This window comes from Shewanella sp. SR44-3 (genome assembly GCF_014163735.1).
GTDB lineage: Bacteria > Pseudomonadota > Gammaproteobacteria > Enterobacterales > Shewanellaceae > Shewanella.
Genome location: NZ_JACJDV010000002.1, coordinates 110,554 through 126,891, shown reverse-complemented (window position 1 = coordinate 126,891; position 16,338 = coordinate 110,554). Strand labels below are relative to the sequence as shown.

At 45.7% G+C, this 16,338-nt stretch carries 16 protein-coding genes; 7 read left to right on the top strand and 9 right to left on the bottom strand.

Annotated features, from left to right (window positions below):
• Nucleotides 1-78: 78 nt before the first annotated feature.
• The 4 genes from H5073_RS02040 to H5073_RS02025 form a co-directional block, all read right to left on the bottom strand.
• Nucleotides 79-1,359, bottom strand: coding sequence for a DUF3300 domain-containing protein (locus tag H5073_RS02040; RefSeq protein ID WP_182676444.1), 1,281 nt, complete (start codon nucleotides 1,357-1,359; stop codon nucleotides 79-81).
• A gap of 87 nt (nucleotides 1,360-1,446) precedes the next feature.
• Entirely contained in the window at nucleotides 1,447-2,913 is a 1,467-nt protein-coding gene (locus H5073_RS02035; protein WP_182676443.1) for an ATP-binding protein, read from the bottom strand.
• Nucleotides 2,906-3,712 (bottom strand): response regulator transcription factor, encoded by an 807-nt coding sequence (locus H5073_RS02030; RefSeq protein ID WP_220487855.1) that lies wholly within the window; start codon nucleotides 3,710-3,712, stop codon nucleotides 2,906-2,908. Before H5073_RS02030 ends, H5073_RS02035 begins: the two co-directional genes overlap by 8 nt.
• Nucleotides 3,713-3,782: 70 nt before the next feature.
• Nucleotides 3,783-4,124 carry a PepSY domain-containing protein gene (locus H5073_RS02025; RefSeq protein ID WP_259394788.1) on the bottom strand — a complete coding sequence of 114 codons (342 nt, stop codon included), beginning with the start codon at nucleotides 4,122-4,124 and terminating at the stop codon, nucleotides 3,783-3,785.
• Nucleotides 4,125-4,416: 292 nt separating this feature from the next.
• Between H5073_RS02025 and H5073_RS18330 the strand changes: the two genes are divergently transcribed.
• Both H5073_RS18330 and H5073_RS02015 read left to right on the top strand, forming a co-directional pair.
• Nucleotides 4,417-5,529 (top strand): choice-of-anchor H family protein, encoded by a 1,113-nt coding sequence (locus H5073_RS18330; protein ID WP_259394787.1) that lies wholly within the window; start codon nucleotides 4,417-4,419, stop codon nucleotides 5,527-5,529.
• Between the two features lie 219 nt (nucleotides 5,530-5,748).
• Nucleotides 5,749-6,396 carry an OmpA family protein gene (locus H5073_RS02015; protein WP_182676442.1) on the top strand — a complete coding sequence of 216 codons (648 nt, stop codon included), beginning with the start codon at nucleotides 5,749-5,751 and terminating at the stop codon, nucleotides 6,394-6,396.
• 65 nt (nucleotides 6,397-6,461) lie between these two features.
• Here H5073_RS02015 and H5073_RS02010 read toward each other — a convergent pair whose 3' ends face one another.
• Nucleotides 6,462-7,490 (bottom strand): LysR family transcriptional regulator, encoded by a 1,029-nt coding sequence (locus H5073_RS02010; protein ID WP_182676441.1) that lies wholly within the window; start codon nucleotides 7,488-7,490, stop codon nucleotides 6,462-6,464.
• 169 nt (nucleotides 7,491-7,659) lie between these two features.
• On the opposite strand from H5073_RS02010, the gene H5073_RS02005 reads away from it, so the two are divergent.
• On the top strand, nucleotides 7,660-8,073 hold the full coding sequence (locus H5073_RS02005) for a nuclear transport factor 2 family protein (protein WP_182676440.1): 414 nt from the start codon (nucleotides 7,660-7,662) through the stop codon (nucleotides 8,071-8,073).
• Between the two features lie 202 nt (nucleotides 8,074-8,275).
• Nucleotides 8,276-9,514 (top strand): endonuclease/exonuclease/phosphatase family protein, encoded by a 1,239-nt coding sequence (locus tag H5073_RS02000; RefSeq protein ID WP_220487853.1) that lies wholly within the window; start codon nucleotides 8,276-8,278, stop codon nucleotides 9,512-9,514.
• 150 nt (nucleotides 9,515-9,664) lie between these two features.
• On the opposite strand, the gene H5073_RS01995 is transcribed toward H5073_RS02000, so the two are convergent.
• From H5073_RS01995 to xseA, 4 genes are all read right to left on the bottom strand, one after another.
• A complete protein-coding gene (locus H5073_RS01995; protein WP_182676439.1) occupies nucleotides 9,665-9,931 on the bottom strand; it encodes a Txe/YoeB family addiction module toxin in 267 nt (88 codons plus the stop codon).
• Nucleotides 9,924-10,178 (bottom strand): type II toxin-antitoxin system Phd/YefM family antitoxin, encoded by a 255-nt coding sequence (locus H5073_RS01990; RefSeq protein WP_182676438.1) that lies wholly within the window; start codon nucleotides 10,176-10,178, stop codon nucleotides 9,924-9,926. Before H5073_RS01990 ends, H5073_RS01995 begins: the two co-directional genes overlap by 8 nt.
• Nucleotides 10,179-10,581: 403 nt before the next feature.
• On the bottom strand, nucleotides 10,582-11,019 hold the full coding sequence (locus tag H5073_RS01985) for a GNAT family N-acetyltransferase (RefSeq protein WP_182676437.1): 438 nt from the start codon (nucleotides 11,017-11,019) through the stop codon (nucleotides 10,582-10,584).
• Nucleotides 11,020-11,051: 32 nt separating this feature from the next.
• Nucleotides 11,052-12,392: an exodeoxyribonuclease VII large subunit gene (gene xseA, locus H5073_RS01980; protein ID WP_182676436.1), complete on the bottom strand. Its 1,341-nt coding sequence runs from the start codon at nucleotides 12,390-12,392 to the stop codon at nucleotides 11,052-11,054.
• Nucleotides 12,393-12,512: 120 nt separating this feature from the next.
• Between xseA and guaB the strand changes: the two genes are divergently transcribed.
• The 3 genes from guaB (at nucleotide 12,513) to tadA (ending at nucleotide 16,325) form a co-directional block, all read left to right on the top strand.
• Nucleotides 12,513-13,979, top strand: coding sequence for an IMP dehydrogenase (gene guaB, locus H5073_RS01975; RefSeq protein ID WP_182676435.1), 1,467 nt, complete (start codon nucleotides 12,513-12,515; stop codon nucleotides 13,977-13,979).
• A 101-nt stretch (nucleotides 13,980-14,080) separates the two neighbouring features.
• The gene (guaA, locus tag H5073_RS01970; RefSeq protein WP_182676434.1) at nucleotides 14,081-15,658 is read left to right on the top strand and encodes a glutamine-hydrolyzing GMP synthase; all 1,578 of its coding nucleotides are present in this window, start codon (nucleotides 14,081-14,083) and stop codon (nucleotides 15,656-15,658) included.
• 163 nt (nucleotides 15,659-15,821) lie between these two features.
• A complete protein-coding gene (tadA, locus tag H5073_RS01965; protein WP_182676570.1) occupies nucleotides 15,822-16,325 on the top strand; it encodes a tRNA adenosine(34) deaminase TadA in 504 nt (167 codons plus the stop codon).
• The last annotated feature ends 13 nt before the right edge of the window (nucleotides 16,326-16,338 follow it).

Below are 16,338 nucleotides of genomic sequence, written 5' to 3'. Positions count from 1 at the left end.
TCTTGCGTAGGTTAACGTCTGTTGTTTAAAAGTGCAACTATTTCTATATTCATTTCTTATCGCTAGTATTACCGCTTGTTAACGCTCTTTGCTGCTATTTTTGTGTCTTTCTTTACTGCTGTGCTGCCTGTCACCATTTTCGCTGCGACTACGCTGGCTCTCATTGCGCTGGTTATGATGGCTGGGTTGGCGTTGTTGCTGCCTAATGGGTTGTGCATATTCCCTTATCTTAGCCGCTCTAACGGGTGAGTGGCTTAAACGAGACCTATTATCTTGAGCGTGAGATGCATGTTCTCGCTCTTGGTGTGATTGGCTCCCTTGAGATTGTGAAGCGCGATAGCGCGGCTGATGATAGACGCTTGGCAGCTGTTTTTGAGTCGGCAGATGTCGATTAAATTGCTGAGCGCCGTGTCCGCCGACACTGGTGCTGTGCTTTCTAGATAAGCCGCCATCGCCATTGCTCATACTGCTTCTGTGGTTGGCCCTGTGATCGCTATTGTGATGCCAATGCCTCGCCCCAGGGCTGGTGACAATTTGCAGTGGGCGTTGGTAGTGATGGCTATTGTGGTGAGACGTCACCACCACATGACGTTTATGCCAATGAAATGCACTGAAGAAAAAATTCACTCCAATGTTCACCCCAGTATCCCAATAAATATGACCCCTATGGCTGGAGCCTACAATATAGCGGCTTGAGCTAATATAGGTTGATCGGTGCCAGTAATGAGGCGGATGTTGCTGCCAGTGCCAATTACCATAGATATAGCGGCTGTCATAATAGGGCAGATAGATCACTTGGGTTTGTATTGGCTCTATGATGATATGTTTCTCTACTCGCCTAACCCGCATATTTTGCAGTTCATTCAAGTTGTCTGCGTCATAGGCTTGTTGCCTGAGCACCTGAATGGCATCAAGTACCCGAGCTTCATTTTGCACAAAAGCCTCCCCTAATGCTTGAGTCCAAGCGAGATCCTGACTCATTTTTTGTAATAACGAAGGAAATGCTAATAAGGCTTTAATGCTTGGGTCCCAAGGCTCTGTTTCGGCGCTATTTATCAGTGAAGATTGACTCATGCCTTGGCGTTGATTAAGCCAACGCTCCGCCTGAACCACATCCATGGGATAGGCGGCGCTTATCAATACATGGGTTAGCACTGTGTCTGGGTAAAGGGCGATAGGGGCCAGAAGCTGGGCTAACTGCCCCTGAGACAGAGGCTCACTGGGCTGGTTTATCAATTGTGATGCTTGATTAAGTCCAGCGGTTGCCATGGGTAAACTCGGTGCAGCAGATGCTAGGCTACCCATGCTAGAAACAAATAGGCTTATAAAAAGCAGGCTAGCTTGATTAATTATGTTCATATCTTCTCCAAAACCTGTTCGGGTATGGGAAGATACTAAGCTCGTGAAGCTGAACTTAAGCTGAACACTCAGTAAGAATCCTAGTGATTAATTTGGAAAAATAAAACTGAATTTAGCCCCGCCTAAGTGAGCTGACTCAGTAATGCTCAACTGCCCTTGATAGCTAGTGACCAAATCAAGGCTGATAGCAAGACCAATCCCATGACCCTGGGCGTAGGTATCTGCTCTGACGCCTCGCTCAAAAATACCTTGTTGTTTTTCTTGGCTTATTCCCTTGCCGTCATCTTCAACATGAATAATGACTTGGTCGCCAGTACTGAGTACTGTCAAACGCAGTTGATGCTTTGCCGCTTTACAGGCGTTATCGAGCACATTGCCGAGCATTTCTGTGAGATCGCCTTCATCGCCCCTAAAAATAACCTGTTGATCGACATGACAATGGATGTCTATGTGAGGATAAATTTTATTTAGTGTTCGGCATAATTTGCTGGTGACTTTCTCCGCCTGAACGCCTAAATGCCAAGCTGAACCTGCTGCACTTTGGGCGCGTCTTAACTGATAACTGATAATGCGGTTGATGTTGGCAACTTGCTCTTGAGAGCTTGGGCTTAACCCCTGCTGGGTTTGAATGATTGCCAGTGGCGTTTTTAGGCTATGGGCTAGATCCGCAAGGGCGTTGCGATAACGCTGGCGCTGATTTTGCTCATTTCGCAATAAGCCATTGAGCTGCTTGGCGACCACGTTTAGCTCTTGGGGATAATCTTGGCTTAATTGAGTCCCTTGGCCTTGTTCGACTCGATTGAGTTCGTCGGTGAATCGCGCCAGTGGTTTTAGGGTCCACAGCAACCAACTTAATTGCAGACCTAGCAGCACCACTAAAATCACCCACAGCCAGTTCCATAGCTTTGACGTAAAAGCATTAATTTGGATGAGCAGCGCTCGCTTGTCTTTAATGATGTGTATGGTCACAGGGAAATTTGATGTTGGATTGGCGCTTGAGCTGTTGGCTTCAGGGCTACTCGACTCTGCTTCACTTGCTGAACCACTAATCGCGGCATGACTGGCAAAGTTAGCACTAAAGCTGAAAATGAGATGAGGTTTATTGTTTATCTGTATTTCAGCAAAATCCATTTGCCCCATGGCAGGTTTTGGCAACCGATAGGGCTTCTCTTGTCCTTGAAATGAAGCTGAAGACCAGACAATGTGCTGCTTATGGCGTAGCAGTAATTGGTCGAGCTTATCATCATTTGAAGGCGCAGAAACCAGCGCATAAAGCCCAGAGTTAATCAGATTAAAGCGGTTTTCTAATAAGACCTCTGGCAGCAGCACTTGGCCCTGTTCAACTTCGGTTATCGCCAGCACTGAATACATGTAGGCGCTGAGTTCTTCCTTGGCGCTGGCCAGCATTTGCTCTTTAAAGGCATCGTTAAGGGCAAAGCCGATAACAGGCAGTAATAGCAACACAAATAACAGTGCACTAACGATAAGGCGCGCCTTGAGTGAGCGGCTAAAAATAGACTCAGCCAGCCATGTTTTTATGGCGTTATTAGTCATCTTGTTTAGTCCCAGAAATTTGGGGTGTAGGAGCGCTTAGTGTTGCACTTGGGGTTACACTAGCACTAGGGATTAGATTAGCACTTGGAGCTTGATGAGTTGTTGTGTCTATAGCAGGGCTTTGATCTAAAAAAGGATTTAGACGATAACCTTGTCCGCGCAGTGTCTCAATCAGCTGATACTGGTTATCAGGATCGAGTTTTTTTCTTAAACGGCGAATAAACACTTCGATGACGTTAGAGTCTAAATCAAAGTCTTGATCGTAAATGTGCTCAGTTAGCTCTGACTTTGACTGAACTTCTCCAGGGTGCAGCATCAAAAACTCAAATAACTTGTATTCAGAGCTACTGAGATTAATCAGTTCATTATGACGCCTTACTTCCAAGCTGGTGATATTGACGCTAAAAGGGCCATTACTCACCAAGGAACTGGCTTTGCCGGCAGCGCGGCGAATAAGAGCTTTAATTCGGGCCAGCAATTCTTCAGGTTGGAAAGGTTTGGTCAGGTAGTCGTCAGCGCCAGCATCAAGGCCGCTGACTTTATCTTGCCAGCTGTCTCTGGCGGTCAGGACTAAAATGGGGTAGCTCACCTGCCGTTCTCTTAAGGTTTTGATTAGGCTTATTCCATCAAGCTTTGGCAGGCCTATGTCTATGATGGCGGCATCATAGGGGAATTCCATCCCTTGATATAACCCCAGTTCACCATCGGAAGCGATATCCAGTAGGTAGTTGGCCGCTTGCAGGTGCTGCTTAAGATTCTGCTGCAACGCGATATCATCTTCAACCAGTAATAAACGCATGGTGGATCCTTTTTTCGAAGCAAATGATAGATATCAAGAGGCGCTATTAATTGCGTGATTAGCTAGGGTATTAATTGCGATAGATGGCACCGGTTTTAGCATCCACAAGCACATAGAAGACTTCACCTTGTGCTGTGAGCAATTTAACTCTGTAGCCCGGGTTGCCATTCACTTGGCTTGCCTGAATGGTCAGCACTTTAGCTTGGTATTGGCTGCGAACTCGCTGCATGGCTTGTTGCGGCGTTCTGATGGCAAGATCGGCGCTATTGCTGGGACCAGGTTGCAATGCATAACCCGCTTGAGATAAAGATGATGCCACAGCAACAGATGCCTTAGCGATAGCAGAACTGGTGTACACAATACTCATGAAAACGACAAAGAGAGCGCTGGCCCATTTACACCCAAGTTTCATTTATCACTCCAATAGTTAATCGTTTTAAGCTTCATTAACCAGTGTAAAAGAATCGCCGCTAATTAGAAACAGCCACTGATAGCATTCATTTTAATGCTTGAGTGTGAACATCAGCTGAACAAGCCGAGATCTAACGCCACAGAGAAATTGATTTTGATGTCGTTCAGCTAGCGTTCAGTTTGACTGCGCTTTAATGCATTCCAACAGCGCGATGCATCCTTGCTAATACCTTGCTAGTACTTTGGCAAGAACAAAACTCAATGATGCTTACAAATCGACAATTGGAGGCCTTATGTCCATGAATACTTTCAATAGCAATGCCAAAACGGGCAGTAATAAAAAAGTGCATAGCAGCGCTGCGTTTTATGTGGCCACAGCTCTAGGGCTGTTAAGTAGCGCAAGCGTCCATGCTCAAGCGCAAGCTGTGCAGCAATCACAACAAGAGTTAAGTCTTGAAAGAAGACAGTTTAGTGTCAGTAGTCACAGTAGTGATGTTTTGATTCAAAATGATCGAACTCAAGACAGTGATGCTAAAAACATCTCTGTTAAGGGCAGTTCTGTTAAAACCAGTACCGTTCAAGAAACTAAGCTGCAATACAGTACGCTGTCTGAAGAATTGAAGCGCTTACATCAAGGTGCGGTATTGAATCGGCTTTGGCAGCCCTCTGATGTAAAAACCTCAATAAATAGCCATAAGCAGGATTTAGGTGCCGGCGAGGTTGATAGTGCTGGATCTGAAGCCTTGGCTGGAGGCGCAGCGCTTGCCAAGCGTTCGCAACCAGAAAAAGCCAGCGCAGATCAAGGCGTGCTCCCAATGACCCGCGAGCAAAGAATGACAGCAAAGAGCAGTCAAAATGCCACAGGCGCGCTGCAGTCTAGTGGTGGGTTTCATCGTTTCAATATTTATGACGCTCAAAGTCATTTATTGGAAGATTTTGATGGTGATAATTTTTACTCCACTTTCAGCGTGACCTTTGATGCCGATGTGAACGGTATCGGTTTTAATGAATACGCTAATGTGTATGCCGAGCTTTATGTCAGCCAAGAAGGTGGGCCTTGGCTGCATTATTACTCAACGGAAGTATTTAGTATTGCAGGCAGCACCAGTTATGACGATTACCGAGTATTGACCACACTGCAATCAGGTTATCAGACCGCTCATTATGATGTGCTTATCGATTTGTATGAAGTGGGTTTCAGTGAGCCAGTGGCAAGTTTAAGCTCAAATGATGTCAATACCCTTTATGCATTGCCTCTTGAAAGTCGAGACAGAGATCCACTTTACGTAGAAACCTATCCAGAAACCTATATTGAAGTAGAAGCGGGTGGCAGTCTGTCGTGGTGGGGATTAGTGGCGCTAATGTGCATGTTGATGTCAGGGCGTAGTCGTCCTATGGCCAGATAATTAATAACATAGGTGAAGATGTTACCAATGAGTTTTTTTGGTTAGCAGCTTGTTTTTATTGGGTGTGTTAATTGAAAAATAGCCAGTGCAAGTGGTGATTATCGTGTACTGGGCCTGGCAATGCACTTACTATCAAAATTAGCCTATTTTGTGTTTATCGCCTGATAGTTTATCAGTGCGAAAGGAGTTGTTATTTTGTTGAAGTCTAAAAAATGTCTTATGTTAGCTAGTCTTACCCTAGCCAGTCTATTTGTTGCCGGCTGTCAATTACCCAATCCATACACAGGCGAAGCTGAAAATGCTAAAGCGACCAATGGTGCCATGATAGGTGCCTTGGCTGGCGCCGCTATTGGGATTGCTTCATCAAGTAAGAAAGACAGAGCTAAAGGCGCGTTAATTGGCGCAGCATCAGGGGCTGCTGTGGGCAGCGGCATTGGTTATTACATGGACGTGCAAGAAGCTAAGCTTCGTAAACAGCTTAAATCTACCGGTGTAAGCGTAACTCGCAGTGGCGATAGCATCATCTTAAATATGCCTAATGATGTGACTTTTGGTGTTGATGAGACTGTCTTAAGCTCACGAGCACAATCTGTGTTATCTAGCGTGGCCTTAGTGGCGAAAGAGTATAGCGATACACGTTTGAACATTACTGGTTACACAGATAGTACGGGGAGTGAGTCTTACAATCTTCGCTTATCTCAGGTGCGCGCTAATGAAGTGGGTCAGTATTTAATGCTGCAAAAAGTGGCCGCCAACCGTGTGAGTTCTTTTGGCCGCGGTGAAGCATCACCGGTTGCTGACAATGGATCGCCTGCGGGACGTGCACAAAATCGCCGCGTAGAAATTATTCTTAGTCCAATGTCATAAATTGGGTAAAAATGTAAGACGCCAATGAGTATTTATTGAGTTATTAGCGCGAGTAAAAAAGAACCTTAGGGTTCTTTTTTTGTTAGTCTTCTAAGATGGTTTTTAATCTGTTTAATGCAGAGGCTAACCAGATGCGGTGTATGTTGGCCGAAATCATGGATGGCATAAATCGGATTTGTTTTTCCTTGATAGTCGCTAAAAATCCCACTGAGATCGCCAGCATCTTGGTCCGCTAGAATAAAATCAGGGATCAGTGCGATCCCAGCGCCGGATTTTGCCAGTGCCAATAATGTTGGTAAGGAGTTCACTTGAGCGCTAGCTTTAGCATTAATAATTAACCTATGGCCGGTTTTAATGTGAGTGAGCTCGTGGCTAGGGGCGTTTCCTTGCCAATCATTGGCGATATAAGGGCAATTGAGTCGAATGCTATCAGGGGTAGGCTTTACTGCATCAGAAGCCTGGTTTTTTGTATCAGAAATTAGCGCTTTTGCATCATGGGCATAGGGCTTATCTACAATTGTTGCAAAACGTTCTTGAAGGTACTTATCTAAATTCAATGCTGTTTGATGACGCTCATAAAAACTCCTTGAGGCGCACAAGGAGTCTCTAAATTCACCGAGTTTTTGTTGCATCAAGTTACTTGAAGCCAACTTGCCTACTCGCACGGCGATATCAATCCCATGGTCGCTTAAATTCAAACGTTTATCTTCTGCGATGAGTTGCAGCTCAATGTCAGGGAATTGCATACACAAGGCGGCCATTGCGGGAGCTATGATGATATTCATCAAGGCATGGGGGGCGCTAATGGTGATTTTACCTGCAGCTTTCAAGCTTGACTCTTGGGCGGTTTGCCAAGCGGTGCTGGCAATATCATTGAGCTGCTTACAGCTAACATAAAAACGGCTTCCTGCGGCCGTGAGTTGTTGACGTCTTGTGGTGCGTTTTAGCAGCACCACACCTAATTGTTGCTCTAAATTTTTAAGATGTTGGCTCAGCACTGATTTTGCCATGCCTAACTGCTCGGCCGCTGCAGTGATGGAGCCTGACTCCACAACTGCGGCAAATAGACTCATTTGCTTAAAGTTTATTTTCATTATGGGGCTCTATGTAGGTGTTTTTACGTCTGAAAAATACAGGCGTAAATCAGTTTGAGTGTAAATCATTGTTCGTTTAAAGCGAATTATAGATTTTATTATTTAGCGTTTATCTTAATAGTTGGCGTGCATATACTGATGACATCAATGACCTTACAGGAGAATATCCATGACTCAAACCACTGCTCAACCTCAGAGTAGGACTATCAGCGCAGACGCTAAACAAACGGCATTAACTGCGGCTAAGCAGGCAAGTGAACGTTGGAAACAAGCCTTTAATCGCCAAGATGCTGCTGGCTGCGCGGCACAGTATCAAGATGATGCCATAATGCATGCGCGTCCCTTTGGTACTTTTACTGGCACAGCTGAAATCCGTGCTTTCTGGCAGCAACTCATCGATGATGGTTTTGCCGACGTTGAATACATTGAGCCTGAATTTAGCGTGCTTGATGAAACACAGGTGTTACTCACCTCAAAGTGGAAAATGAATCAAGCCCAAGGGGTTATTCATAGGGAGTTGTGGCTCAAGCAAGCCGACGGCACATTTAAGCTTGCCGAAGATGATTTTGAAGCGTTAGCTTGATGTCGTCATTGTTTAAAAAAGGAAACTAAGGCAAGTGCCATTGTTCGCAAAATCAGCATTTTTTGCGAACAATGGCAAAGATTTGGACATCCACTCAGGCTAACTCAGACTTTCGATTGATATCACCGACTTACCTTAGTTACTATCAAGTTTGCTCAGGGGTTGAGCAAAATAATGATAATAAAGGTTGATGGTAAATATTATGAAATTAATCAAAACAGCAGCTGCGGCTGCGATCTCTTTGGCTTTACTGGCCGGTTGTGGCAAAGAAGATAGCAAACCTGTGCAAGAGCCTGTAACTCCCGTTGTAAAAGACACCTTCCGTTTTGCAACTTTTAATGCTTCATTTGATCGCACCAAAGCGACTCAACTAGCTGAAGAAATGGCGGCTGGAGATAATCAGCAAATCAAAAATGTTGCCGAGACTTTACAGCGGGTGCGCCCAGATGTGGTACTGCTTAATGAGTTTGATCACGATGGCATAGGCGCTGACACCCAAAGCCTTAAAGACTTCCAGACAAATTATTTAGATAAAGCGCACAATGGCGCTGAGCCTATTCGCTATCCATATACTTATATTGTGCCGACTAATACCGGCTTATTGGCTCAAAAAGACATAAGTGGTGACGGCAAAATCACTATGCCCAATGACACCTATGGTTTTGGTTTCTATCATGGCCAATACGGTTTTGTGGTCTTGTCTCAATATCCGTTAGAGGCTGATAAAGTACGCTCATTCCAAAAATTCCTTTGGAAAGACATGCCGGGTGCAGTATTGCCAAAAAATGACGATGGCAGCAGCTATTACAGTGATGAAGCCCTAAGTGACTTTAGATTATCATCTAAAAACCACATCGATATTCCTGTGACTATCGAAGGTAAAACTGTTCACTTGTTGGCTATGCACCCAACGCCACCCGTATTTGATGGCCCAGAAGACAGAAATGGTCGCAGAAATTATGATGAAATCCGCCTGTTCTCTGATTACGTCAGCGATGATGTGACTAAATCAAGCTACTTGATTGATGATAATGGCAAAGCGGGCGGCTTAGCCGTTGACGCTTCTTTTGTTATCGCCGGTGACTTAAACGCCGACGCTGTCGATGGTGACTCTTACCAGTTTGCTATTCGTCAGCTGCTGAGCCATTCACGGGTATCAACAGAAGCCGCAGTCGGTAACTATGTACCACAAAGTAAAGGCGCTGCGATATACCAAACAGATAAAGCGTTTTATGGCACCCCTGCTAATTGGACACAGTTGTTCCCACTGCGCCTTGACTACGTATTGCCATCGAGCGACTTGAAGCTTGTGGATAGCGGCGTGTACTGGGAAGACAAAGACAGTCCTCAACGTTATTTGTTTGAAAATAAAGACGGTGAGCAGGGTAAAACAGTCACTTCAGATCACAGACTTGTCTGGGTTGACCTTAAGCTTAAGTAAGCTCAGCCTAACAGTTAGCTTTTATACGCTAGCGATGTAAAGCTTAGCTATATCGCCAGTATGAATATTCATACTGGCATAAATCAAAACGCCCAGCAGGGCGTTTTTCAATTCTAATATAAATCAGTTTTAATATAAAAGTGCATTGATTCAGTAATGGTAACGACAGGCAATGATAGTGATAGCGGTATCATCAATGGCATAGACTAAGCGATTTGTATCATCAATACGCCGGGACCAGAAACCAGCCAAGTTTTCTTTGAGTGGTTCTGGTTTACCTATGCCCTCAAAAGGCGAGCGTCTTACATCATTGATAAGTTTATTAATTCGCTTTAAGGTTTTTTTATCTTGGGTTTGCCAATAGAGGTAATCATTCCAGGCTCCATCGGTCCATGATAATAGCCGACGGCTACTCATCAATGAGGTCTCGAGCCGTAGTTTGACCAGCGCGATATTGCTCAATAGAGCGCGCTAAGTGCTCAGCGTTCTTTGGTGAGCGGAGTAAATGTACCGTTTCCATTAAGCTGTTGTAGTAGTCTAAAGACATCACAACCGCATCTTCAGCATCTCTTCGGGTGATGATGGTTGTATTAGCATCATTAACTACGCTATCTAACACTGCCTTTAAGCCATTACGGGCTTCTGTAAAAGAGATGATCCTCATAGGAACCTCACATGTACCATAAGTCGTACAAGTATAGCGCAGTGTCGATACTTGTACAGTAAGTTGTACGTGAATAGATAAGCTTCTGCACTGAATATTAGAAGCGTAAGCACTTGAGTTAAGGTGCTTATACCAATCGTATTAATTATCTGGTCATTCAGCGGGAGTTCAAAGGGTATTAATCAAGGCGAAGGCTTGAAGGCATAGTGGTGCTATGTCAAAAGTCTTCAACGCAGAGAAATCCCCTTTGAAACCCGCCGCTCGGGAGCATCTCAAGCGTTCCACTTCATCGTTACATTAATTTGAAAGGGAATAACCCTTACTGCATTAATGCGCCTTGAATTGAAAAGCTTGAGGTGCTCTGATAGATCACATAATTAATGTGATTGGTATTATGCTTTTTTTATAGCGTTATAATCGCCAGCATGTCTTCGTTATCTTCATCCATGCCGATTTCAATAAAGCCAAAACTTGAGTAAAACCCTTTTGCCACCGGATTACTGGGGCTATAACAAATTTCAATTTCAGCAAGGTTTGCGAGGCTTTTTATTTCAGTTAGGGCTAAGCCTAATGCCGTGCGCCCAACGGACTGTTGCTGGTGGTTGTGATCAACCATAAATCGCCAAATGGATACTTTAGTGTTGGACTCTTGTACCCACATGAAAAAGCCAACGGGCTGCTCTTCTTTATAAATTGCTCTGGTTTCATAGCCATCATTGTAGTGAGACTCAACCAGTGACCACATATTGGTCGAAACATAGTCTTCTTGCTCTGTGGTGACCTCAAGATCGCACACAGCTTCATAGTTTTCTTTGCTGATTTGACGCAATGTTATTGGCATAACATTCCTTTGAGTGCTGGGTTAGCTGTAAATTAATTGACTATATCTGTGACGGTTGATACCAGCTGCCCCTTGCCTAGGCGGGTGTGCAGGCTGTCACCAACCTTGAGCTTGCTGGCATCTTCTATTACTTTGCCTTTAGCGTTACTGCTGATTGAATAGCCGCGACTTAATGTGGCTAAGGGGCTCATGGCTTCCAATTGGTGAGCTGACTGTTTTAATCGCTGTTCGGCGCTATAAAGGGTATCTTTAATGGCGTCATTAAAACGGCCACTGATATGGGTGAGCTCTTTGGCTGCAAGTTGCAGTTTGTGCTCGGGGGATTGGCGTTGCAGTTGGGCACTTAAGCGTTCTTGACGCAAGTGAAGCCGGCTTAGTTTATGTTTAAAGGCATTGTCTAAGCGCAGCTGATACTCATCAAATTGCTGCTCTAATTGTTGCAAGCGGCGTTTAGGATCTTGCTGCTCTAATCTGTGATGTAGGGCGGTGAAGCGCTTGTCTTGGCTTAAGTTATAATGGCGCATGCCTTGGGCTAAGCGGGATAACATTAGTGATAACTTCTGCGCTTTATTGCCTTTATCTTGAGACAATAACTCAGCGCCAGCAGAAGGCGTTGGCGCGCGTACATCGGCGACATAATCACTGATAGTGGTATCCACTTCATGGCCAACGGCGCTCACCACAGGCAGGGCTGAGTTATAAATGCTGTGGGCCAGCATTTCATTGTTAAAACACCATAGATCTTCCAGTGAACCGCCGCCTCGGGTCAGTAATAATACATCGACTTCTAAACGCTTATTGGCAAGCTCGATGGCACGGCAAATGTTATCACTGGCGCTGGTGCCTTGTACTTGGGTGGGGTAGACCACCACTTCGATGGAGGCATCTCGGCGCTGCAGTACGTGTAGTACATCCCGAAGCGCAGCGCCCGTAGCTGAGGTGATAATGCCGATGCGCTGAATATTTGATGGCAGTGCCCGCTTAGTTTCTGAGGCAAACAAACCTTCTGCGGCAAGTTTCATTTTTAGGGCTTCATACTCTTGGGCGAGAAGCCCGTCCCCTGCTGGCAGCATAGACTCCAGCAACAGCTGATAATCACCCCTGGGCTCATAAACGCTAATGGCCCCTTTGACTAACACTTGCTGGCCATTAACGGGCCTGAAGTTGACACCTTGATTGCGGCCCTTAAACATGGCACAGCGAATTTGCGAATGGGTGTCTTTTAGGGTCAAATACCAGTGGCCAGAGCTTGGGGATGAAAAATTTGAGATTTCGCCATTGAGCCAGATCTTGCCTATTTGCCCCTCGAGAATTTGCCGAACTTCGCCATTGAGCCGTGATACGGTATAAACATTGTTTTTAGCGGCTTTCATGGTTATTTCCTAGTTAAATCGGCTTTTTTACTATTTTCCATTTACCAAGTGCAGATTGCAAGGTATAATCCCGCCGCAATATTTCACCTCTAAATCCTACTCAACTGGGGAGATGTTGCAATGCTACGTTTACTAAAAGATGCGCTCACGTTTGATGATGTGTTGCTGGTTCCAGCTCACTCGACTGTCCTCCCGAATACTGCCGTTTTAAAAACCCGCCTAACCAATACCATAGAATTAAACATTCCCTTAGTGTCTGCTGCTATGGATACCGTTACTGAATCCCGTTTAGCAATTGCTATCGCTCAGGAAGGTGGTTTAGGTTTTATTCATAAAAACATGAGTATAGAACAGCAAGCCGCAGAAGTGCGTAAAGTAAAAAGCTACGAAGCTGGCATAGTTCAGCAGCCTGTTACTGTTACCCCTTCCACTACCCTTGCAGATTTAAGAGTGCTCACTGAGAAAAACGGCTTTGCCGGTTATCCCGTGGTGAATGATGCACACGAGCTTGTGGGGATTATCACAGGCCGCGATGTGCGCTTCGTTACCGATTGGAGCAAAACAGTCGATGACATGATGACGCCAAAAGCACGACTGGTGACGGTTGCTGAAGGCACTAAGCTTGATGAAGTGCAAAAACTTATGCACCTTAATCGCATCGAAAAAGTACTGGTTGTGGATGCAAAGTTCAAGCTTAAAGGCCTAATTACCGTTAAAGACTTCGAAAAAGCAGAGCGTAAGCCTAATGCTTGTAAAGATGAGTTAGGCCGTCTTCGTGTTGGCGCCGCGGTTGGCGCAGGTGCTGGCAATGAAGAGCGTGTTGATGCCTTAGTGAAAGCTGGCGTTGATGTGCTACTGATTGACTCTTCCCATGGCCATTCTGAAGGCGTGTTACAGCGCATTCGCGATACCCGCGCAAGATACCCAGAGTTACAAATTGTTGGCGGTAACGTCGCCACTGCTGAAGGCGCAATTGCCTTAGTGGAGGCGGGCGTGAATGCGGTTAAGGTCGGTATTGGTCCAGGCTCTATTTGTACAACCCGTATCGTTACAGGTGTTGGCGTACCGCAAATTACTGCTGTATCAGATGCCGCTGCTGCGGTTAAAGCCCTAGGCATTCCTGTGATCGCCGATGGCGGCATACGTTTTTCTGGCGATTTGGCCAAAGCCATTGCTGCAGGTGCTTCGTGCATCATGGCGGGCTCTATGTTTGCCGGTACCGATGAGGCGCCAGGGGAAACTGAACTGTATAAGGGCCGTGCTTATAAGTCTTATCGTGGCATGGGCTCTCTAGGTGCTATGAGCCAAGGCTCATCTGACCGATACTTCCAAACTGACAATGCGGCCGACAAGTTAGTGCCAGAAGGCATTGAAGGACGCGTACCTTACAAAGGCTTTATTAAAGAAATCATTCATCAGCACATGGGCGGTCTACGTTCATGCATGGGGCTCACAGGTTGCGCTACCATAGCTGAACTCAATGAAAAAGCGCAGTTTGTTAGAGTGACATCGGCGGGCATGGGTGAGTCCCACGTGCATGATGTGACCATCACCAAAGAAGCGCCGAATTACCGCTCAGGTTCATAGGTGTGTTAGGGCGATCTTAGGGTCGCCCTTTTCTTAGCTAATTTTTCGTTATTTGTTAATTATTTACTGCTGTTTAGTGGTTACTTTATTGAAGGTGAAGCATGAGCAATATTCATGAGCATAAGATACTGATCTTAGATTTTGGTTCGCAATATACCCAGTTAATCGCCCGCCGTATTCGTGAAATTGGCGTCTACTGTGAGCTTTGGGCTTGGGATGTGAGTGAAGCGCAAATTCGTGAATTTAATCCTCAAGGGATCATTCTTGCGGGCGGTCCTGAAAGCGTAACCGCCGAGAATTCACCGCGAGCACCAGAATACGTGTTTAGTGCAGGAGTTCCAGTGCTGGGGATTTGCTATGGCATGCAAACCATGTCTGAGCAACTTGGCGGCAAAGTGATCCAAGGCGTAGGCGAGGGCGAGTTTGGTTATGCCCAAGTTGAGATGTTACTTGAATCTGCGCTTTTTAAAGGCATTGAAGATGCTATCAGCCCAGCAGGTAAACCTTTGTTAGATGTGTGGATGAGCCATGGCGACAAGGTATCTGCTATTCCTGAAGGTTTTAAAGCTGTGGCTAAAACGGCGACTTGTCCATTTGCTGCCATGGCCAACGAAGAAAAACGCTTCTACGGGGTTCAATTCCACCCAGAGGTGACTCACACTCGCCAAGGCTTGCGCATGCTTGAGCATTTTGCGGTGAGCATTTGTGGTTGCAGCACTAATTGGAAGCCAAGCTCAATCATAGAAGATGCTATTGAGCGCATTAAAACCCAAGTGGGTGATGATGAAGTGATCTTAGGTTTGTCTGGCGGCGTGGACTCTTCTGTCGTGGCCATGCTATTGCACCGCGCCATTGGCAAAAAACTCACCTGTGTGTTCGTTGATAACGGGTTACTGCGCTTGAACGAAGCCGAGCAAGTGCTAGAAATGTTTGGCGATCATTTTGGGCTCAACATTGTCCACGTGGATGCGGAAAATCGTTTCCTTGACGCCATGGCTGGCGAGGCCGAACCTGAAGCTAAACGTAAAATCATTGGCCGAGTGTTTGTGGAAATCTTCGATGAAGAATCTAAGAAATGCGCTAACGCTAAATGGCTTGCCCAAGGCACTATTTACCCAGACGTGATTGAATCTGCGGGCAGCGCTACAGGTAAAGCCCATGTGATTAAATCTCACCACAATGTGGGCGGTTTGCCTGATGACATGGAAATGGGCTTAGTTGAGCCACTGCGTGAGTTGTTTAAAGATGAAGTACGTAAAATCGGCCTAGAGCTTGGCCTGCCTTACAATATGCTCTATCGTCACCCGTTCCCAGGACCAGGTCTTGGTGTGCGGGTATTAGGTGAAGTGAAAAAAGAGTATTGTGATTTACTGCGCCGCGCTGATGCTATTTTTATCGAAGAGCTGCACAGTGCTGATTTGTATAATAAAGTCAGCCAAGCCTTCACGGTATTTTTACCTGTACGCTCAGTTGGTGTTATGGGCGATGGCCGCAAATACGACTGGGTGGTGTCACTGCGCGCCGTTGAAACCATAGATTTTATGACAGCCCATTGGGCGCATTTGCCTTATGACTTCTTAGGCCGAGTGTCTAATCGTATCATCAACGAAGTCGATGGTATTTCCCGAGTAGTGTATGATATCTCCGGTAAGCCACCTGCGACCATTGAGTGGGAATAATCCCCGTTGAGTTGTTAAAAAAGGCGCTAAGGCGCCTTTTTTGTTGGCACTTTAATGCGGTTACTGAATGTTATGACGAAATGTTAACTCAATTATGTTAACTCTGTACTGAGAAAAAGATATCAACCAAATGAATGATGAACTCACCGCTGCCGAGCAACTTATGCAGGAACGGCAAGCCGCGCAATTAGCGCAAGATGAACATTGGATGAAGATGGCGATAAGTCTGGCTGCAGACGCTGAACTTAAAGGCGAAGTGCCCGTTGGCGCTGTGCTAGTGAAAGATAATCAAGTGATTGCGACGGGCTTTAATCTCAGCATCAGTGAGCATGATTGCAGTGCCCATGCGGAAATGGCCTGTATTCGCACTGCAGGGAAGTTGATTGAAAACTATCGCTTACTGGATACCACCTTATACGTCACCTTAGAGCCTTGTCCTATGTGCGCTGGCGCTATGGTACATGCAAGAATTGCAAGATTAGTGTTTGGCGCCAAAGATCTTAAAACGGGCGCCGCTGGCAGTGTAATGGATCTGCTGCAGCATCCTGCGTTGAACCATCAGTTGGAAATAACTAGTGGCGTGTTAGCTGAGCCATGTGCGGCACAGCTAAGTGCGTTTTTTAAACGCCGTAGGGCAGAGAAAAAAGCCCTAAAGCTGCTTAGCTAGTTTGATCTGACAA